The organism is Marinobacter sp. DY40_1A1, from assembly GCF_016597815.1.
In the GTDB taxonomy this organism is placed as follows: Bacteria; Pseudomonadota; Gammaproteobacteria; order Pseudomonadales; family Oleiphilaceae; genus Marinobacter; species Marinobacter xiaoshiensis.
In genome coordinates this window covers 341,794-361,956 of the sequence record NZ_VCHA01000001.1, presented here as the reverse complement: position 1 = coordinate 361,956, position 20,163 = coordinate 341,794, and the positions used below count along the sequence as shown (strand labels likewise).

The 20,163-nt window shown below is 54.9% G+C and carries 15 protein-coding genes; 10 read left to right on the top strand and 5 right to left on the bottom strand.

Annotated features, from left to right (window positions below):
- Positions 1-50: 50 nt before the first annotated feature.
- The 4 genes from FFI61_RS01715 to FFI61_RS01700 all read right to left on the bottom strand — a co-directional run bounded on the left by FFI61_RS01715 (position 51) and on the right by FFI61_RS01700 (position 5,151).
- Positions 51-2,102: a TRAP transporter large permease subunit gene (locus FFI61_RS01715; protein WP_200369056.1), complete on the bottom strand. Its 2,052-nt coding sequence runs from the start codon at positions 2,100-2,102 to the stop codon at positions 51-53.
- 15 nt (positions 2,103-2,117) lie between these two features.
- Positions 2,118-3,128 carry a putative solute-binding protein gene (locus FFI61_RS01710; RefSeq protein ID WP_200369055.1) on the bottom strand — a complete coding sequence of 337 codons (1,011 nt, stop codon included), beginning with the start codon at positions 3,126-3,128 and terminating at the stop codon, positions 2,118-2,120.
- Between the two features lie 74 nt (positions 3,129-3,202).
- On the bottom strand, positions 3,203-4,264 hold the full coding sequence (locus tag FFI61_RS01705) for a hypothetical protein (RefSeq protein ID WP_200369054.1): 1,062 nt from the start codon (positions 4,262-4,264) through the stop codon (positions 3,203-3,205).
- Between the two features lie 272 nt (positions 4,265-4,536).
- On the bottom strand, positions 4,537-5,151 hold the full coding sequence (locus FFI61_RS01700; protein ID WP_200369053.1) for a TetR/AcrR family transcriptional regulator: 615 nt from the start codon (positions 5,149-5,151) through the stop codon (positions 4,537-4,539).
- Between the two features lie 156 nt (positions 5,152-5,307).
- Here FFI61_RS01700 and FFI61_RS01695 point away from each other — a divergent pair, with 156 nt between their 5' ends.
- The 8 genes from FFI61_RS01695 to FFI61_RS01660 all read left to right on the top strand — a co-directional run bounded on the left by FFI61_RS01695 (position 5,308) and on the right by FFI61_RS01660 (position 16,663).
- On the top strand, positions 5,308-7,104 hold the full coding sequence (locus tag FFI61_RS01695) for an acyclic terpene utilization AtuA family protein (RefSeq protein WP_200202599.1): 1,797 nt from the start codon (positions 5,308-5,310) through the stop codon (positions 7,102-7,104).
- 23 nt (positions 7,105-7,127) lie between these two features.
- Positions 7,128-7,994 carry an SDR family oxidoreductase gene (locus FFI61_RS01690; RefSeq protein ID WP_200202600.1) on the top strand — a complete coding sequence of 289 codons (867 nt, stop codon included), beginning with the start codon at positions 7,128-7,130 and terminating at the stop codon, positions 7,992-7,994.
- A 10-nt stretch (positions 7,995-8,004) separates the two neighbouring features.
- Positions 8,005-9,621 carry an acyl-CoA carboxylase subunit beta gene (locus FFI61_RS01685; protein WP_200202601.1) on the top strand — a complete coding sequence of 539 codons (1,617 nt, stop codon included), beginning with the start codon at positions 8,005-8,007 and terminating at the stop codon, positions 9,619-9,621.
- Positions 9,622-9,724: 103 nt separating this feature from the next.
- Positions 9,725-10,885, top strand: a complete 1,161-nt coding sequence (locus tag FFI61_RS01680) for an acyl-CoA dehydrogenase family protein (protein WP_200369052.1) — start codon at positions 9,725-9,727, stop codon at positions 10,883-10,885.
- Between the two features lie 153 nt (positions 10,886-11,038).
- Positions 11,039-11,860 (top strand): enoyl-CoA hydratase/isomerase family protein, encoded by an 822-nt coding sequence (locus tag FFI61_RS01675; protein ID WP_200369051.1) that lies wholly within the window; start codon positions 11,039-11,041, stop codon positions 11,858-11,860.
- Between the two features lie 151 nt (positions 11,861-12,011).
- Entirely contained in the window at positions 12,012-13,982 is a 1,971-nt protein-coding gene (locus FFI61_RS01670) for an acetyl/propionyl/methylcrotonyl-CoA carboxylase subunit alpha (protein WP_200369050.1), read from the top strand.
- Positions 13,979-14,806, top strand: a complete 828-nt coding sequence (locus FFI61_RS01665; RefSeq protein ID WP_200202605.1) for an SDR family oxidoreductase — start codon at positions 13,979-13,981, stop codon at positions 14,804-14,806. The genes FFI61_RS01670 and FFI61_RS01665 overlap by 4 nt, the downstream gene beginning before the upstream one ends.
- A gap of 33 nt (positions 14,807-14,839) precedes the next feature.
- On the top strand, positions 14,840-16,663 hold the full coding sequence (locus FFI61_RS01660) for a long-chain-acyl-CoA synthetase (protein ID WP_200369049.1): 1,824 nt from the start codon (positions 14,840-14,842) through the stop codon (positions 16,661-16,663).
- A gap of 197 nt (positions 16,664-16,860) precedes the next feature.
- Here the strand turns inward: FFI61_RS01660 and FFI61_RS01655 are convergent, their stop codons facing one another.
- On the bottom strand, positions 16,861-17,841 hold the full coding sequence (locus FFI61_RS01655) for an NADPH:quinone oxidoreductase family protein (RefSeq protein WP_200369048.1): 981 nt from the start codon (positions 17,839-17,841) through the stop codon (positions 16,861-16,863).
- A 225-nt stretch (positions 17,842-18,066) separates the two neighbouring features.
- Here FFI61_RS01655 and FFI61_RS01650 point away from each other — a divergent pair, with 225 nt between their 5' ends.
- Positions 18,067-18,684, top strand: coding sequence for a trimeric intracellular cation channel family protein (locus tag FFI61_RS01650; RefSeq protein ID WP_200202608.1), 618 nt, complete (start codon positions 18,067-18,069; stop codon positions 18,682-18,684).
- A gap of 168 nt (positions 18,685-18,852) precedes the next feature.
- Positions 18,853-20,151 carry an NCS2 family permease gene (locus FFI61_RS01645; RefSeq protein ID WP_200202609.1) on the top strand — a complete coding sequence of 433 codons (1,299 nt, stop codon included), beginning with the start codon at positions 18,853-18,855 and terminating at the stop codon, positions 20,149-20,151.
- Positions 20,152-20,163 lie beyond the last annotated feature (12 nt).

Below are 20,163 nucleotides of genomic sequence, written 5' to 3'. Positions count from 1 at the left end.
TGCTTCCTCTCATTGTAGTTCGAATTCAGAGCGGGGTTTCCCAACTCGATCTACAGGGCGTAAAACAACATTGGAACAAACGCTACCAACAGCAGCGTCGGCCCCATTACGGCTATAGGCAACAGTAATCGCTCGTAGCGATGCCAGAAAGAACCAACACGCTCCGCTGCCAACACTTCGCTCTCCCCGACAACCTGTCGGGTAAGCAAGTGGTTCAGAGCCACTGGCGGGCTGAGATACCCCAGCTCAAATGCTACCAGGCAAACAATCCAGAAGTGCAATGGGTCAATACCCAACTGTATCGCCGGTTGTGCAACGGTTGCCGACACCAGTATGACGGCACCAAATGGGTCCATCACCATGCCGATGACCGTCAACAGAAGCACAATCACGAGCATCGCAAGCCATGGACTGGTCAGATGCTCCGGGAACAGAGTATGAACAATGTCAGACCGCTCAAGAATGCCTCCAAGGCAAATAGAGAAACCGATCAAGGCCAGCAGAGCACCAATGTGCACGGCCGAATCACTGGCTGCCGCGCAGCTTCGTCCCCAGAATGCCTGTATGCGGGACTCGTTGTCTTCACGACTGCTGCTATCGGCATCCAGGAATACCAGCGCAAGCATCACCAACGGCAGGATCATTGGCGCACTGTACTCGTTGAACGACAACCCCAGAACCACATAAATGGTGAATATGACAGCCACAGCCAGGGCCACATAGGGCATCAGGGGTTTGAGCTGTTGCAACGAGGCCCTGAAAGCACCCGGAGCCGGGCGAGGCCGCCAGTTGCCTTCCGTTTTACATACGATGATTGAGAACAAAGAAGCAGACATAATGAACACCCAGAAGCCCCAATCGTACATTTCGGTGGTGGTAACCTCCTTGTTCAGGGCCGCAACCACAACAATCAGCAAGCAGGGATTCAGTACAACGCCCAGGCTTCCCGACATGGCCGTGGTCGCGAGTGCCAGTTGCCGCCCTGCACCTGCCCGGCGCAACTCATCGTAAACCACGCCACCAACGGCAAGAATGAAAATACCGGATGCGCCGGTAAAAGCGGTCGGAAAGGCCGTCGCAAAGATAATGACTGAAGCCAGCATGGGTGCCGGCAAGTTGTACGGCTTGATTACGTTCAACAGCAACTCTGGCAAGCGAGTCTGTTTCAGAACCATACCCACCAGAACATAGAGACCGATGTTGATAAACATCGAAGACAGGTTGGACATCATGCCGAAGTAGATAGCGAGCCCAGACGCATAGCCATCTACAAAGAAAAAGTAGCCCATCGCAATCAGGCCCATGGTGCAATACAGCGGCACGACCAACCCCGAAGACAGCGTCAGCCCACCCGCTCTTATGTGCTCGGGCACTTTCAGAAAGCGCAGAGCATTGATCACCATGAACAGGCCAAACACGCCCGTCCAGGCGTGCTGTAACGTGGCTGTAGACTCAGCCCCGGGCGAGCTGGCGAGGCGGCCCAGATACGCATCCATGGAGAACACCATCATACCGTTCACCAGGAACTGCACGCCCTGACTCAAGCGCCACTCTGAGCGGTTTCTGGGAAGTCGCAGTGCAATATGATCGGCATCCAGAGCTGCCACAGCTGCTGCCATCGCAAAAATTGCGATGAACAGATATTTGGTCAGCTCAATATTATCCAGCAGGAAAGATGCCAAGCCCTGCTCAACCGTTTTGAATACGCCCAACGCGGGCGTAGCGTGCTCAAGATTGTTCTGGTACGCAGCATGGCTCTCCGCGCAAAGCGCCAGATTTCGCTCCAGCGATGTGCGGATAGCCTGGGGGTTAGGTGGGGAATCAAACAGATCGTCCGGATCTGGCTTATAAGCATCTACCCTCTTGCGGACTTCTGCCTCGACATCCATTTCCATACGACAGGAGGGCTCTACTGCATCCGGATTCAGCAGATAATAATTCGGCCATGTCTGCTCACCAACCCACAGCAGGCGGGAATGGAGGGAGTTGCCCATTCCCAGAAGAAGGGTCACAAATAGCAGCAAGAGCAGTATGGCCCCGTGCACTTTATGCACGGGGTACAGGGCTCTTGCGGCAGGGGCAGTTAATGCTTGCCAGTTCATGCCAATCCCGCCCTGTTATTCCCGGTTTTCCGAGGTGCATTCCGAAGCAGATGGATTGCTGGAACAGCGAATCTTGCTCAGCAGACTCAGCATTTTCGGGTGGTATACATCCGGTGCACCGTTCAAACCATCGCGCATTTCGATGCGGTTCTGGCGAAACATTTCCTGGTAACCTTCAACATCTTTTTCAGAAATGCGAACCCACTTATCTTCAGGAATGGCAGCTTCCTGCCGGCTAATCAGATTCATGGCTTGCGGGTACATATCCCAGGCTACCTGGCGGGATGCCTGCGCCGTTGCATCATCAAGAACACCCTCGCGAGCAATCACCTGAATAGTGAGCTGCGCCAATGGGTAATCCACAATGCCACCCTTTTTGCCAATGCCTTTGTAGAGTTCAAGCGCCTCATAGGCAAATGCAGGTGCGTAAGCTGTGTCAACCGAACCATTGTTGAACTTACCGGCAAAATTGGTGATATCTGAAGGCACAACCGTGGCTTTAATAAAGTTCACCATGTGTATTGCGTCTTTCTGATAGTCCAAAGTCGCCATACGCTTGCCCGCCAGATCGCCTGCAGTATCCATGCTGCGGTCGTTAACAAACAAATACCCTGCACCGGCGGGCACAATGCCCAAAACTTCATAACCATCCTGCTTCATAAGCGGTGCCGCTTTAGCTTGCGCCAATGTCGCCAGAAGGGTTTTAAGATCATCATAGCTGGGGATTGCACCAACAGCGCTAACGGTTCCCGTAAAGCGGTTAAATGGTCGGGTGCGAATGTCTGTGGCAGCAACTGCATCACACTGGCCGGCGTTGAAGTCGCCTACAGCAACACCCTCATCGGTATAGGGCTTCAGGTCGAAATCCACACCGTGAGACTTCATCTCCAGCGCATAGTCCTTAACCATATTGAACATATCACCGTTCGCACCAATCACATCGAAAACACACATTTTTACGGTTTGGGCCGAGGCGATGGGTGTGATGGCAGCGAGTGTCAGGGCTGTAAGGGATTTGCGGATCATAACAATCTCCGATTCATTCTTATGTTTATAGTGAGTTCAATAAGCGATCGAGCACATGCGCTGGAGCTGCCCGTTCAGAGCAAGCCGTCCAGGCTCATAGTCTCAATGTTTTCGTTATTTTGTTCAGAGCTCATTTTTCCGAAGAACGCCTGCGGTGTACGGTAGCCATATTCAGCCGTCCAGTATTTGTCTGACGAAAACTGGATAATGTATTCAGCCACAAAATCAGCCAGGCGATACTTTTCCCACACCTCAATGGTGTCGTCAGCTTCCGCAAAACGGTGAATCACGTCAGCCAGAACATCTGTGCGTCCGAAGGTTTCTGCAGCAACAGCCTCAAGTGCCATTGACGCACGCATACCTGCTTTCACGCCCATAGCAGAACTGTTTTCGAGCACTTTCCAGGGGTCGGGGGAGAGTTCTGGACGGGTGTCTGGCAGCAACAGCCAAACCATGGCGCGAACGGCGTTGGGCAACCCACCTGTTTTTTCGTTATCAATACAGGTTGCCGCGCGCTCTGCCTGAGGGGCTATATTGCGCGGTATTCCCGCACGCGCACCTGAGTTGGCATCATTTACAACCGCTTGCAACCCGGTCAGCAATCCAAGCAGAAAGGTAATCTCGTCTTGCTCACTGAACAGAAACGGACATTCAAGGGGTTCTTTGGCAGGATCAAAATCGTAGGCCGCCATGGCTCTTTGGAAGGCGATCAACCGACGCTCTGCGGTGAGTGCGTAAAAGCGCTTGGCTCGTTCACGGGCGTCTTTGGCTTGAGGCACATTACCTTCATAATCTGCCCGCAGGTAATCAAGCTCGGCTTCCCAGGCACGGTATTCCATGCAGTTGGCCGCCAACAGCATCAGCAACGATCCACTGGTATCCGGCGCATCATTGATCCGCGAAAAGGAGTAGATCAGGGGGTCAACACCCTCCCCAAGAGCACACGCCATTTTCGGGTCGGACATTTGCATAACGTAAGGAGTGGCTTCACTCTCAGCGTAATTCGCCAGCACAGTCCCAGTGACTTTGTGTATGGGGTTTGCCGAACACCCTGCAAACAATACTACCGTTGCCAGTAAAGCCAGTTTGTTGCGCGCCGCCACAAGACGACCTGCATACGTTGCCAATATGGACATGATTAAGTCACTCTGCTCTGCTTTGTTTTTATCTATGAGGAAGACAGTTGGTTCTGTCATTCCGGGAGCAAGAGTGCGTTGAAAGCTGTCCTACAAAAATGGCTCGTTTGCCGGCCTGCCCATGCTGATCAGGCCAATGGCCTGATCCGGACCGCTGTTTGATGAGATTTTTTGACTTAAAACAATAACTTCGAAAACGAACCTTCGCATGCATCCTGAAATTAATTTACTGACAAAATGCATGCTCTCACTAGAATCTGCCGATCCAGCCGCTAGCTCAAGCCAAGCATTGCCACCACTTGATCGGTTAAACCATCCTGGGTCAAGCCGCCACGATCCGGTCGATACCAGGTTACGGTCCAGCTCAGTGCGCCGGTTAGCATACGGCGCACCACAAAAGGATCCGCTTTAAGCGCACCCTCTTCTTTAAGCCCACGTAGCACGTCCAGCCACAAAGCTTCGTATATGTCGCGAAGCTTCAGCACCTCTGCCCGGGAAGCTTCAGACAAACTGCGCCACTCGAATACCAGAACGGCCATCGCCTCCCCGGTCTGGCCATTAATAGATTCCAGCTCTGCGCTTATGAGCGCCCTCAGCTTCTCCCGATTGGATGTCGCCTTACTCATGGCTGCTTGCATCACGGCGGTGTTCAGCCTGATCGTTTCAACCATCACTGCTTTAAGAATTTCTTCTTTGGTACGGAAGTGATGAAAAAGGCTTCCCGACTGAATACCCACCGCAGCGGCAAGGTCTCTCACAGTGGTGCGTTCATAACCTTTTTCGCGGAACAAACGCGCGGCTTCCCGAAGCAGCCGTCCGCGGGCACTGTCTGATGCTGACACCAGGTTATCGGCGATGAGTGACTGAAGTATTTTTTCTTGATTCACGGGCGTATCCAGCGGCTTTACAAAGAATCTGCATTCTACCTTAGATTTGCCTGTTTACAAACCAAGCGCTTGCTTGGTATCGTCTTGTCAACGGTTCAACAGTTGCCGGCACATATTCTTGGTATTCACGGCAACACAGCTACAGGATGCACAGACATGACGAATTCACCGAAGACTATCCGGATCGGCTGTTCCTCCGCTTTCTGGGGCGACACTGAAACGGCCGCAGCGCAACTGGTTCACAAAGGTAATATTGATTACCTGGTCTCCGACTATTTGGCCGAGGTCACCATGTCGATCATGGCGGGCCAGAAGATGAAAGACCCAAGTCAGGGCTATGCGCGGGATTTTGTTGAAACTGTTATGGGGCCGCTTTTGGCCGACATCAAAGAGAAAGGAATTCGCGTACTGAGCAATGCTGGTGGCGTGAACCCGGTAGCCTGTCGTGATGCCTTGCAAGCCCTGTGCGAAAAAGCCGGTGTAGACATGAAAATTGCCCTGGTACTCGGGGATGACCTGCTTCCCCAGAAACAGGCCCTGAGCAAAGCTGGCATCACCGAAATGGCTACCGGTGCACCTATGCCCGCAATGATGGTTAGCCTGAACGCTTACCTTGGCGCATCTGGTTTGGCAGCTGCCCTGGACCAGGGTGCAGACATTGTTCTTACTGGCCGTGTGGTCGACAGTGCTTTGGTGCTTGCGCCTCTGGTTCACGAGTTCGGCTGGGACTGGAAAGACTACGACAAACTGGCGCAAGCCAGTCTCGCCGGTCACTTATTGGAGTGCGGAGCGCAATCTACCGGCGGCAATTTTACCGACTGGGAAGACGTTGCTGATGGATTCGCCGATATGGGCTTCCCCATTGCTGAAGTTAGCGCAAACGGCGAGTTCGTTGTTACCAAGCCGGAAGGCACTGGAGGCCTGGTAAGTCGTGGCACCGTTGCTGAGCAACTGGTTTACGAAATTGGCGATCCCCGCGCCTATTTACTGCCCGATGTAACCTGCGACTTTACGGATGTTGAGCTCATAGAAAGCGGGCCTGACCGTGTAACCGTTCGAGGCGCCCGCGGCTTGCCACCCACCGACAGCTACAAGGTATCTGGCACCTGGCCCGATGGCTTCAAATGCACAGCAACCTTCCTGCTTGCTGGCATTGACGCTCCTGAAAAAGCCCAAGCGGTAGCCGACGCCATCCTCACCAAAACCTCTCGCCTGTTCCAGGAGCGCGGCCTGGGTGACTACACCGAAACCAGTGTCGAACTGCTGGGCACGGAAACCACATACGGTAAGCAAGGTCGCGGCCATGGCAGCCGGGAAATCATCGTTAAAATCAGCGCTGCCCACCCAAAGAAAGGCGCGCTGGTGCTGTTCTCCCGAGAAATCGCGCAAGCCGCCACCGGCATGGCCCCGGGCCTGACCGGCATTGTGGGTGGGCGCCCATCCGTTTGGCCAAAAATCCGGCTCTATTCCTGCCTGGTTCCCAAGAGCGACGTTGCCGTCTCTGTTGACCTGAACGGCGAGGTAACCCCCGTTTCCATAGATACCGCGGGCGGCTTCCAGCCCGGCATGATCAAGGATCAAGCCCCGATTCAAGCCGCGTCGGCAACCGATACCACTGTGCCCCTGATTGACTTGGCTTGGGCACGCAGCGGCGATAAAGGTGACCACAGCAACATTGGCGTTATTGCTCGCAAGCCCGAGTTCGTTCCTTTTATTGCAGCCGCGCTGAGCGAAGAAGCCGTGGCCGAATGGATGGAACACACGCTGAACCCGGAAAGCGGCAAGGTTACTCGCTGGACCCTACCCGGGCTCCACGCATTCAACTTCCTGCTGGAGCACAGTTTGGGTGGTGGTGGCGTTGCCAGCCTGCGCATTGATCCGCAGGGCAAAGCGTTTGCTCAGCAGTTGCTGGAATTTCCGGTGCCCGTTCCTGCCGGTCTAGCGGCCTCCTGAACAGTTAAGAAGGATTTGGAGTTATGAGCTATCAATCGGTTTTCCGCCCAGACCTATTCAAGGGCCAGACTTTTATCGTAACAGGTGGCGGTTCCGGCATCGGCCGCTGCACGGCCCACGAACTCGCATCTCTGGGCGCCAAAGTGGCGCTTGTCGGGCGCAAAGTCGAAAAAGTTGAAGCTGTAAAAGCAGAGATACTTGAAGACGGTGGCATTGCCTCAGCTCACGTGTGCGACATCCGTGAAGAAGAATCCGTTAAAGCCACGGTAAAAGCGATTATTGAAGAGCATGGCGGCCTAAACGGCGTAGTCAATAACGCTGGCGGCCAGTTCCCCTCTCCTCTGGCAGGAATCAACCAGAAAGGCTGGGAAACAGTTGTTCGCACTAACCTTACTGGCGGCTTTTTGATGGCGCGAGAGGCCTACACCCAGGCGCTATCAAAGACCGGCGGTTCCATCGTAAACATTGTGGCAGATATGTGGGGCGGCATGCCCGGCATGGGGCACTCAGGTGCAGCACGGGCTGGCATGGTGAACTTCACCCAGACAGCCGCCGTGGAATGGGGCACCTCTGGCGTTCGGGTGAATGCGGTAGCACCAGGCTGGATCGCTTCCAGCGGCATGGATAACTATCCCGAACACATGAAGCAATGGATTCGCAGCCTTGGCGATAATGTCCCCATCAAGCGGATGGGTACTGAATCTGAAATCAGTGCGGCAATCTGCTTCCTGCTGAGCCCCGGCGCCTCCTTCATCAGCGGCGACTGCCTGCGTATAGACGGTGCGGCATCCCAAGGTTCCCGGATATGGCCCCTGCCCAAAGCAAAAAACAATGAGCCCTTCAATGGCTTCCACCGGGCTGTAACGCCCAAAGTGCTCAGCGAGGATTGAGGATACGTTTATGCAAACACTGGAAACCAGCGTTAACCCGCAATCGGATGAATTCCGTGGTAACACCGAGGCTATGGAAGAACACATCCGGACCTTCCGTGATGTAGAACAAAAAGTTCTCGACCTGGCAGAAGCAGCACGGGAAAAGTTTACCAAGCGCGGAAAACTCCTGCCCCGGGATCGCATCAACCGCTTGCTGGATCGCGGCACACCGTTCCTGGAGCTGTGTTCTCTGGCCGGCTACAAAATGCACGATGACAAGGACGGCAGCATGGCTGGCGGCGGCATCATTGCAGGCATAGGGACCGTTAGCGGTATCCGCTGCCTGATTCTCGCCAGCAACAGCGCCATCAAAGGTGGCACTATTACGCCAGCAGGCCTGGATAAAACCCTGCGCCTGCAGCAGATCGCGAAAGAGAACAAACTGCCGGTTGTCTCACTTTCCGAGAGCGGTGGCGCCAACCTGAACTACGCTACGGATATCTTTGTGCAGGGCGCACGGGGCTTCGCCAACCAAGCCCGCATGTCCGCTGCTGGCATTCCTCAGGTCACCGTAGTACACGGCAACGCCACTGCCGGCGGCGCCTACCAGCCTGGCTTATCTGATTATGTAATTGCTATCCGCGGTAAGGCCAAAATGTTCCTGGCCGGCCCTCCGTTGCTAAAAGCTGCAACCGGTGAAATAGCAGATGACGAAGAGCTTGGTGGTGCAGAAATGCACGCACAGGTCGCAGGAACAGCTGAATACCTGGCTGAAGACGACGCAGACGGCATCCGTCAGGCCCGGAATATCCTGGAAGCCCTGCCCTGGAACGAACATCTCCCGCCAAAGCGCGAGCTGACATGGGATGAACCTCTTTATCCTGCAGAAGAGCTGCTAGGCGTTATCCCCTCAGACTCCAAAAAGCCCTACGACGTGCGTGAGATTCTGGCGCGCATTGGTGACGGCTCCAGGTTTATGGACTTCAAAAATGAATTCGACAGCCAGACAGTATGCGGCACCATCCGCATAGAAGGACACGCTGTCGGAATCATTGGCAACAACGGCCCGATCACTCCAGCCGGCAGTGCCAAGGCGGCACAGTTCATTCAGTTGTGCGATCAGGCAGGCACACCGCTGCTGTTTTTGCATAACACCACTGGCTTCATGGTGGGCACACACTCCGAACAAAACGGCATCATCAAGCATGGGTCGAAAATGATTCAGGCTGTTGCCAACTGCCGCGTGCCTAAAGTCGCCGTGGTGATCGGCGGCTCCTACGGTGCCGGCAACTACGCCATGTGTGGTCGCGGCCTTGATCCCCGCTTTATCTTCGCCTGGCCCAACAGCCGAACCGCCGTTATGGGCCCAGCCCAGGCTGGCAAGGTGATGCGCATTGTTGCGGAAGACAAACAACGCCGCAGCGGCATAGAGCCCGATCCCAAAACCCTCGATTTCCTGGAGCAAGCCACTGCCAAAAAACTGGAAGATGGTTCAACAGCCCTGTTCGGTACAGCCCGCTTATGGGATGACGGCCTGATTGATCCACGGGATACCCGCAGAGTGGTGGCACTGGTACTCGACATGTTCCGGGAAGCCGATGCGCGCCAGCTCCGGCCCAACACCTTTGGCGTAGCGCGGCTCTGATCGGGCGCTAATCCAGACTGACGACATACTGGTAATCAAAAGATAGAAAACGTGCTTCAAACGAACGAAAGCACGAACCAAAAAACAGCAGGAGAATAACACCGTGAAATTTACAGCCGAACACGAAGCTCTGAGAAAAACCGTCCGCGATTTCGTGCAAAAGGAAATCAACCCACATTGCGACGAGTGGGAAGAGGCCGGCCACTTCCCCATTCGGGAAATATTCAAGAAATTGGGTGACCTTGGTCTTCTGGGTATTCAGAAGCCTGAGGAATACGGCGGCATGGGGCTGGATTACAGCTACAACCTGGTTGCCGCGGAAGAGCTGGGCATGGCCAACTGTGGCGGCGTACCTCTGGCAATTGGTGTGCAGACCGACATGTGCACACCTGCAATCGCCCGCTTTGGCTCAGACGAACTGAAGCGCAGCTTTCTGGCTCCGGCCATTACCGGCGACATGATCGGCTGCATTGGCGTCAGTGAAGTAGGTGCTGGTTCTGACGTGGCTGGCCTGAAAACCACAGCCAAGAAAGACGGCGATGATTACATCATCAACGGCTCCAAAATGTGGATCACCAACAGCCCCCAGGCGGATTTCATTTGCTTGCTGGCCAACACCAGCGACGACAAACCGCACAAGAACAAATCACTGATCATCGTACCCATGAATTCCCCGGGCATTACCATGAGCCCGCACCTGAACAAGCTGGGTATGCGCTCCTCGGAAACTGCCCAGATCTTCTTTGACGATGTTCGTGTTCCCCAGCGTAACCGCATTGGCGCCGAGGGCACTGGCTTCATGATGCAGATGCTCCAGTTCCAGGAAGAACGCATGTGGGGCGCCGCCAACGTTATCAAAGCGTTGGAAAACTGCATCGACCAGACCATTGAATACTGCCGCGAGCGCAAAACCTTCGGAACGCCACTGATCGACAACCAGGTTATTCACTTCCGCCTGGCCGAGCTGCAGACAGAAGTAGAGGCCCTGCGCGCCCTGACGTACAAAGCCTGCGAGCTGCACATTGAAGGCAAAGAAGTAACCAAACTCGCCTCCATGGCCAAGCTGAAGGCCGGCCGCCTGGGCCGTGAAGTGACCGACAGCTGCCTGCAGTACTGGGGGGGCAACGGCTTCATGTGGGACAACCCGGCATCCCGTGCATTCCGTGATGTTCGTCTGGTGTCTATCGGCGGCGGTGCCGATGAAATCATGCTGGGAATCATTTGCAAATTTATGGGCACCTTGCCTGGCAAGCGCAAAGGCTGAAATCTGGCGCCTGACCGGCAGCCGGGTTGAACTCTTCAGGACACACCCGTGGTATGTCCCTGTAGGGCTCGATCGGGCCATCCCTGGCCCTCAACGGTCCTGAAGAGTTCAACCGGGCTACCGGCCCCAAAATAATGTTCGTGGAGTCGTTTTATGGAAACCTTGCCTCATTGCGAAACACTACTTCTGGAAAAACAGGGGCCAGCCCTGCACGTCACCATCAACCGACCAGACTCCCGGAATGCCATGAGCCTGCAAATGGTGGCAGAGCTGTCCACAATCTTTACCGAAGTAGAATCTGATTCCAGCATCCGCGCCGTGGTCATCCGCGGTTCCGGCGGCCACTTCTGCGCTGGCGGTGACATCAAAGACCTGGCCGGTGCCCGCAGCCAGAAAACCGGCGAAGGCGAGGCTGATCCCTTCTATGTTCTGAACCGCGCCTTTGGGGCGATGATTCAGCAAGTGAACGAATCCTCCAAAGTCGTCATCGCCATCACCGAAGGTGCGGTAATGGGCGGCGGATTTGGTCTGGCCTGTGTATCCGACGTTGCTATTGCAGGACCCACAGCCAAATTCGGCATGCCGGAAACCTCCCTCGGCATCCTCCCGGCGCAAATTGCCCCGTTTGTAGTAGAAAGAATCGGCCTTACCCAGGCTCGCCGACTTTCCCTACTCGGCTTGAGAATCGGCGCTGAAGAAGCCTGCGCACTGGGCATTGTTCACCAGGTCGCATCATCAGACGTCGAGCTGGAAGACATGCTGGCTCACGCTATTGAGCGCGTTCGCAACTGTGCGCCAAACGCTACAGCTCAAACCAAAGCCCTGCTTCACCGGGTTGGGCACGAATCCATGAGCGGGTTACTCGACAGCGCGGCCGAAATGTTCGCCGCAGCCGTTAGAGGCGGTGAAGGCAACGAAGGCACTATGGCATTCATGCAGAAGCGTCCACCAGCTTGGGCAGACACGACCGAATGATGAGGGAGCGCTTGGGTGCGGGGGAGTTTTCAGAAAATGTAGAGGGCCATGGATGGCCCGAAACAAGCGCACATGGATGTGCTCGTAGCGGTTTTCTGAAAACTCCCCCGCACCCAAGCGCGAACTGGCACGAAATCAAGAGACCAGCACAATGCTAAAAAAGTTACTGATAGCCAACCGGGGCGAAATCGCAGTACGCGTTATTCGCACCGCCAAAGCCCTCGGATACCGCACCGTCGCCGTATACTCCGAGGCTGACGCCAATGCCATGCACACCGAACTGGCAGACGAAGCCGTTTGCATAGGGCCGGCCCAAGTATCCGCGTCTTACCTGAACGCCGACGCCATACTCGATGCCGCCCGCAAAACAGGCGCCGACTGCATCCACCCGGGTTACGGTTTTCTCTCCGAGAACTCAGGCTTTTCAGAAGCCTGTAAAGAAGCTGGCATCGTATTCGTAGGCCCCCCGGCGGCCGCCATCGAACTCATGGGCAGCAAGCGACGCTCTAAAATCGCCATGCAAAAAGCCGGCGTGCCGGTTGTTCCAGGATATGAAGGCGACAACGCCAGCGACGACGAACTCATTGCTGCCGCAGCCGACATCGGCTATCCGCTGATGATTAAAGCCTCTGCCGGCGGCGGTGGCCGAGGCATGCGCCTGGTGCACAGCGAATCCGAACTGGCCGACAACATCAAACGGGCACGTTCCGAATCCAAGCAAGCCTTCGGCGATGACGAACTCATACTCGAAAGAGCAGTAATCGAACCCCGCCACGTAGAAATTCAGGTGTTCGCCGACCAGCACGGCAATGCCGTATACCTCGGCGAGCGGGACTGCTCCGTACAGCGTCGCCACCAGAAAGTCGTTGAAGAAGCACCCTCCCCCTTCGTGACCCCGGAACTCCGGGCCGCCATGGGCGAAGCTGCCGTTAAAGCGGCGCTGGCCTGTAATTACGAAGGCGCAGGCACCGTCGAATTCCTCGTCGATAAAGACCGTAACTTCTACTTCCTGGAAATGAACACCCGCCTGCAGGTAGAGCACCCGGTTACAGAACTGATCACCGGGCAGGATCTGGTCGCCTGGCAGCTTACCGTTGCCGAAGGCCTGCCCTTGCCGCTGGCTCAGAATGACATCAAATTGAACGGCCACGCCATCGAAGTCAGGCTGTACGCGGAAGACCCATCCAACGGTTTCACGCCGCAGACGGGCCCCCTGCATGTTTTTCAGCCTGCAGAAGGCGAAGGCCTGCGGTATGACACAGGCGTGCGCTCCGGCGATGAAGTTACGCCGCACTACGACCCCATGCTGGCAAAAGTCATCGCCTGGGGTGAAAACCGCGACGAAGCACGCCGCCGCCTGATTCGCGCCCTGGAAGATACAACCGTATTTGGCGTCACCACCAACCGGTATTTCCTCGGCCGCATCATTGCTGACAGCACCTTTGGTGCTGGTGAAGCAACTACGGCATTCCTGCAGCGGGCATTCAGTAACGATCCCTCACTGCAGCCAGTGAAGCTGAACATCCGCCAGCTTGCCATTGCAGCTTGCGTATTGGCGCACGATGTATCCGGAGCCAAAGCCTGGAGCAACGCACCCGCCACTAACACACCAATGAAGTTGGCCGTCGGTGACGAAGCGCTAGAACTGCTGGTGCAGAGTAGCGGTAACAACCTGTCCTGCCGCCTGGGCGACCAAAGACATGAGCTAGTCGTTACCAGCATGAAAAATGGCATCTTATGCATTATCGACAACGGCATTCGTCAGCGTTGCCAATATCACCGCGACGGGGATTCCCTATATTTGCAGGCGTTCGGAGAGTCGTGGTCGGTCACTGATCTCACTCACCAGCCTGCGGCAGGTGCGAATGGTGCCGGTAGTGGGCGCATTCAGGCCTCAATGGACGGTGCCATTATCGACGTCCTGGTAGAGCCTGGCCAAGCCGTTAGTCAGGGCGACACCCTGGTTATATTGGAAGCCATGAAGATGGAACACCCGGTCAAAGCCGATTGTGACGGTGTCGTTGCTCAGGTGCTGACCACCAAAGGTGATCAGGTTAAGCGTAATCAATTGTTGGTGGAAGTGACCACCGGCGAAGCATCCGAACAGGAGAGCAAACAGTGAACACATTGAAAAACCAAACCGTATTTATTACCGGCGCCAGCCGGGGCATCGGCCGTGCCATCGCCCTTGCCTGTGCACGCCAGGGCGCGAACGTTGTTATTGCTGCAAAGTCAGACACACCTCATCCCAAGCTACCAGGCACCATCCACACCGTAGCCGAAGAAGTTCGTGCAGCCGGTGGCCAGGCACTGCCGTTGGTACTCGACGTACGCGATGAAGATCAGATCAAGCAGCGTATAGATGAAGCTGCTGAACACTTTGGCGGCATTGACGCCCTGATCAACAACGCCGGCGCCATTCGCCTGACTGGTGTAGAAAACCTGAAGGTAAGCCGCTTCGATCTCTTGCACCAAGTGAATGCCCGTGCTGTGCTTGCATGCAGTCAGGCCGCTCTACCCTGGCTAAAAAAATCCAGGCGTGCCCACATTCTTAGCATGTCACCGCCGCTGAACCTTGACCCAAAGTGGTTTGCTCAGTTTGGGCCATACACCTCTACAAAATATGCCATGACCATGATCAGCATCGGTATGGCTCAGGAATTCAAACGCTACGGTATAGCCGTTAACACGCTTTGGCCGAAAACGCTTATCTCGACCGCGGCCATTGAGCATGAAGCGGGCGGAGCGCAAATGATGGCCCAAGGCCGGACTCCCGAGATCATGGCAGATGCTGCGGTTAGCATCCTGAATCACTCTATTGAAGAGATGACAGGGCAAAACCTGATCGACGAAGACGTGCTGCGCCAGGACGGCGTAACCGATTTTGAAGGCTACCGTTATGAGGCCAACGACAAGCCGTTGTTGCCAGACCTCTACCTGGACTAGCCCAAACTTATAATAACACCTGACGGAAAGACCATGAGCCAAGATAAAATTACTGGGATGGATCTAATGCGCAGCCTGCCGGGAGTCTTCAAACGACTCCCGGCAATTGCCAAAGGCTATTACTACTACTCAGTGAAGGATGCGAGCAAACCTCTCACCCTCGGAACTCTCGTTGAAAAAAATGCCGAAAAGCATCGCGATAGGCCGGCAGTGTTGTTTGAGGACCGCAGCACCACCTGGGGCGAGTTCAACGCCTGGTCCAACCGCATCGCGGCTTACTTTCTGGCTCAGGGGTTGAGCAAGGGCGATTCAATTGCAGTTTTCCTGGAGAATCGCCCGGAAATTCTGGCAGTAGTCACAGGCGCAGCCAAGATTGGCGTTGCCTGTGCCATGCTGAACTCCTCCCAAAGAGGAAAGGTGCTGGAACACAGCATCAATCTGATCAAACCGAAAATGATTGTGGTTGGTGAAGAGTTGGTGCCTGCATTTGATGACATCAAAGCAGGCGTTCAGTTTGATCACCCCGCGCCCCATCTGTTCCTTGCTGACACCAATACCCTCAATGCCTTCGGTGATGCGCCCACTGGCTACGCCAACATGGCACAGCAGGTGAGCACCTTTAACAGCAACAACCCGGAGCTGAGCGACCCACCCAGAACCGGAGATACAGCCATTTACCTGTTTACCTCCGGTACAACCGGCCTGCCCAAGGCCGCACCCGGATCGCACACCAAGTTCGTGAAAGCGTACGGCGGCTTTGGAATGATGGCGCTTTCAATGACGCCGGACGACGTCTTCTACTGCACCCTGCCCTTGTACCATGGTACTGGTCTGGTGGTGTGCTGGAGTGCCGCCCTGGCAGGCGGCTCCGCCTTCGCCCTGCGCCGCAAGTTTTCAGCCAGCGCCTTCTGGGACGACGTGCGCCGCTATGATGCTACAGCCTTCGGCTACATTGGCGAACTCTGCCGCTACTTGCTGAATCACCCGCCAAGTGATCAGGATCGCAACCACCGCCTGACCAAAATGCTGGGCAATGGTTTACGGCCTTCCATATGGAATGAGTTCAAAGACCGTTTTGGCATTGAAACCGTGTCGGAACTCTACGCCTCCAGTGAAGGCAACATCGGCTTCAGTAACTTCTTCAATCTGGATAACACCGTCGGCCTGTCTACTGCGCCGTACAAACTGGTGAAATTCCACGATGGCACCCGCGACCCGATTCGCAACGAGAAGGGAACACTGGAAGAAGCCGAAAAAGGCCAACCAGGCCTGCTTATCGGTGAGAATACAAAGAAATGGACGTTTGAAGGCTACACCCAGAAAGAAGCCACCGAAAAATCCCTTATTCGGGATGCATTCAAAAAAGGCGATTCCTGGTTCAACACGGGTGATGTTCTGAAGTCGATTGGTTGTGGGCATCTACAATTTGTGGATCGAATGGGAGACACCTTCCGCTGGAAAGGCGAGAACGTTTCGACCAACGAGGTGGAAAACATCATCGATGGCTCTGGCATGGTGGAAGAAGCCATTGTCTATGGTGTGGAAATCCCGAAAACCAACGGCAAGGCCGGCATGGTGACTCTGGTTCCGGACAAGTCCAGCTTCGATATCAACAAGTTGCTGGACTATATGCGAGCAAACCTGCCTGCTTATGCGGTTCCGGTATTCGTGCGGGTGACTGATGCTATCGAGAAAACGGGCACCTTCAAGTACCGCAAAGTGGATATTCAAAAGGCCGGCTATGCGCTGAACCGTTCAGATGAAGCGATTTATGCGTGGCTTCCTAAAACTGAGCGCTACACGCTGCTGACTCCCGAACTGGTAGCGGATATTGATGGTGGGCAGTTTAGTTTCTGACCGTTTTGTGGCCTGCTGGTTACGGCCCTAGCCTTTTAGATCGGGGTTAGCCATGCAGGACGGGTCTTCCCAAAATCCGCTACGAGCACATCCGTGTGCACTTGTTTCGGGCCGTCCTTGGCCCTCTACATTTTTGGGAAGACCCGTCCTGCATGGCTTTCAGAGTTTGGTGCAATAGTCCTTAGCGCCCAGGCAACTCAAGAGCCAACCTTAAGCACTACCTTCCCGGTAGCCCGCCGCTCAGACAGAGCACCCAATGCCTTGGCATAATCCTCAAACTCGAAGACTTCACTGATCTTTGGATCGATTTTGCCTTCAGCATAGAGCTTCATCAACTCCATCATGTTCTGGGCACTCGCCTCCGGCTCGCGCTGGGTAAAGCTGCCCCAGAACACCCCAACAACCGAACAACCCTTCAACAGCGTCAGATTCGCAGGGATTTTGGGAATATCGCCGGCAGCGAAGCCGATGATCAGGTGGCGACCGTTCCAGGCCATGGCTCTCAGAGCCTGCTCGGTGAAATCACCACCAACCGGATCGTAGATCACATCCACGCCCTTGCTGCTGGTCAGACGCTTTACAGCGTCTTTCAGAGACTCTTCGGTGTAGTTGATCAACTCATCCGCACCCGCCGCCTTAGCCACTTCCAGCTTCTCCGCTGAACTGGCAGCCGCAATCACACGTGCACCCATCGCCTTACCCAATTCCACAGTGGCCAGGCCTACGCCTCCGCTGGCACCCAGAACCAGAAGGGTTTCGCCTGGCTGGATGTTTGCGCGCTGTTTGAGAGCGTAATAAGACGTGCCATACACCATGGTGAAGCCAGCGGCTTTCTCGTCGCTCATACCTTCCGGGATTGGCAACAAGTTATGCTCAGGCACAATAACTTCTTCAGCAAAAGCACCATAGCCCGTGAGGCCAGCAACCCTGTCACCAACCTTGAAGCGGGTTACCTTATCTCCCACCGCAATCACTTCACCCGACAACTCTCCGCCCGGGGAAAACGGCATGGTGGGCTTGAGCTGGTATTTGCCCTCGATAATAAGCGTGTCAGGAAAATTGAGCCCCGCCGCTTGCACTCGAACCTTAACACCACGGCCTTTGGCTTCCGGGCTGGGAACATCTTCAATAACCAAGGTATCCGCTGGGCCATATTCTTTACAGAGAATTGCTTTCATGGGGGACTCCTTTTGATGAAACCTGTTTTTATTGAATGACGCCAAGCTAAACAGACTCTCGCCATGAAGCAAATAAAGAACCTTTATCCATCACAATAAACACAGCTTATACCCTGTATACCAAAGACGCTGGCCTGAAGATGAATCACTTATGGTTTTCCGCTATCCTTCGCGTTCCTGACTCGAACTATTTTAAAACCACCCGGCCTCCTCTCAGGGCTCATCATGCCAGATATAATCTACCTGCTTGAAATGATTGGAATTATCGCCTTTGCCATCTCAGGCATGGTCGTTGCCAGGTCCAAAAATATGGATCCAGTCGGGGTGTTTACCATCGGATTTATCACCGCCCTGGGCGGCGGCACCCTGCGCGATCTCATCATGGACAACCATCCGGTTTACTGGATCAAGCACGAAGAGCAGCCCATCCTGATTCTTGCCATGGCAATTGTATTCAGCTACTGGAAGCGTTCAGAACGTATTCGCGAGTCCTGGATCGTGTTTCCAGACGCCATCGGGCTTGGCACTTTCTCGATACTGGGAGCGCAGCTGGCTCTCGATCTGGGGCACTCATGGTTTATCGCTTCATTGCTCGGGGTAATGACTGGCACCTTTGGGGGTGCACTGCGCGACACTCTCTGTAATGAGGTGCCCTTTATTTTCCGTAAAGATCAAATCTACGCGTCTATTTCGTTTGCCGGCTGCTGGCTTTATTTCCTGTGCCAGTGGGCTCTTGCAAGCGAAACGCTGTCACTGACCATTGGCTTGCTGTTTATCGTTATTGTCCGGATGGCGGCAGTGCGTTTCGATATCCGCTTGCAGCGAGATCCTGTACAAAGTTGATAGCCAGAGCCTGTAATCACGGGCCCTCTAATCATCACTTGGCGTGGCAACCCTCAACCGGTAAGATTACCGTTTTTTCACGCATGTTTTTTCGATTATCGACTGTTTTTCGCTCTTAACAGACTCCCACACCCTACTCACTGGCATCCTGAGAGGCAGACACCCGTCATGCTCGAACGACTGTTCCAACTTCAGGCCCACGGCACCAACGTTCGTAAAGAACTGGTAGCGGGCATCACCACCTTCCTGACCATGGCGTACATTATCGTGGTCAACCCGGACATGCTGTCCACCACCGGAATGGATTATGGTGCGGTATTTGTAGCAACCTGTCTCGCAGCTGCTATCGGCACCCTGATCATGGGCCTGTGGGCAAACTACCCGATTGCCCTGGCTCCGGGCATGGGGCTGAACGCCTTTTTCGCCTTCACTGTTGTAGGCAGTCTCGGGTATAGCTGGGAAGTCGCACTGGGTGCGGTGTTCCTCTCCGGCCTGATCTTCTTCCTGTTGAGTATTTTCAAAATCCGCGAATGGATCATCAACAGCATTCCCCTGTCCTTGCGCTTCGGGATTTCAGCCGGTATCGGTTTCTTCCTGGCACTGATCGCTCTCAAGAATGCTGGCATCGTGGTAGACCACCCCGCCACTCTGGTTGGTTTGGGCGAACTGAAGTCTGCCGAGAGCCTTCTGTTTTTTGGCGGTTTTGTCCTGATCTGTGCACTTTCATTCCGCCGCATAACCGGTTCGGTGATGATTGGCATTATTGCGGTCACTGCCATTGCGATGATGCTCGGTATGGTGGAATACAATGGCTTTGTCTCCGCCCCACCAAGCCTTGCACCCACGTTCATGAAAATGGACATCGCAGGCGCGTTGAACGTTGGCATGATCAGCATTGTGTTCGCTTTCCTGTTTGTCGATCTGTTCGATACGTCGGGCACGCTGATCGGTGCAGCACAGCGCGGCGGCCTGTTGGATAAAGATGGCAAGCTACCGCGCCTGGGCCGTGCCCTTATGTCGGACTCTGTCGCAACCATGTCTGGCGCCGCCCTCGGCACCTCAACCACCACCAGTTACATTGAGTCCACTGCAGGTATTTCTGCGGGTGGGCGCACCGGCCTGACTGCTGTGGTTGTGGCGCTGCTGTTTCTGGCGTGTCTGCTGCTGGCACCCATCGCGAGCATTATTCCGGCCTATGCCACAGCACCCGCACTGCTTTACGTTGCTGTGCTGATGACCGGCGGCCTCAAGCTGATAGACTGGGACGACATCACTGATGCAGCGCCAGCTGTGGTTACCGCTCTGGTAATGCCGCTGACATTCTCAATCGCTAACGGCATTGCGCTAGGCTTTATTACTTACGCAGTGATCAAGGCTCTGAGTGGACGCTGGTCTGACCTGAATGTGAGCGTTATTGTGATCTCTTTTGTTTTCATCCTGAAATTCATGTTTCTGGACGCAGGTTAAACTGCGCCCAGT

Coding starts and splice junctions, on each gene's coding strand:
- FFI61_RS01705 (WP_200369054.1), bottom strand. CDS start 4,264: ATGTCCATATTGGCAACGTATGCAGGTCGTCTTGTGGCGGCGCGCAAC.
- FFI61_RS01670 (WP_200369050.1), top strand. CDS start 12,012: ATGCTAAAAAAGTTACTGATAGCCAACCGGGGCGAAATCGCAGTACGC.
- FFI61_RS01645 (WP_200202609.1), top strand. CDS start 18,853: ATGCTCGAACGACTGTTCCAACTTCAGGCCCACGGCACCAACGTTCGT.
- FFI61_RS01715 (WP_200369056.1), bottom strand. CDS start 2,102: ATGAACTGGCAAGCATTAACTGCCCCTGCCGCAAGAGCCCTGTACCCC.
- FFI61_RS01655 (WP_200369048.1), bottom strand. CDS start 17,841: ATGAAAGCAATTCTCTGTAAAGAATATGGCCCAGCGGATACCTTGGTT.
- FFI61_RS01650 (WP_200202608.1), top strand. CDS start 18,067: ATGCCAGATATAATCTACCTGCTTGAAATGATTGGAATTATCGCCTTT.
- FFI61_RS01695 (WP_200202599.1), top strand. CDS start 5,308: ATGACGAATTCACCGAAGACTATCCGGATCGGCTGTTCCTCCGCTTTC.
- FFI61_RS01690 (WP_200202600.1), top strand. CDS start 7,128: ATGAGCTATCAATCGGTTTTCCGCCCAGACCTATTCAAGGGCCAGACT.
- FFI61_RS01710 (WP_200369055.1), bottom strand. CDS start 3,128: ATGATCCGCAAATCCCTTACAGCCCTGACACTCGCTGCCATCACACCC.
- FFI61_RS01660 (WP_200369049.1), top strand. CDS start 14,840: ATGAGCCAAGATAAAATTACTGGGATGGATCTAATGCGCAGCCTGCCG.
- FFI61_RS01675 (WP_200369051.1), top strand. CDS start 11,039: ATGGAAACCTTGCCTCATTGCGAAACACTACTTCTGGAAAAACAGGGG.
- FFI61_RS01685 (WP_200202601.1), top strand. CDS start 8,005: ATGCAAACACTGGAAACCAGCGTTAACCCGCAATCGGATGAATTCCGT.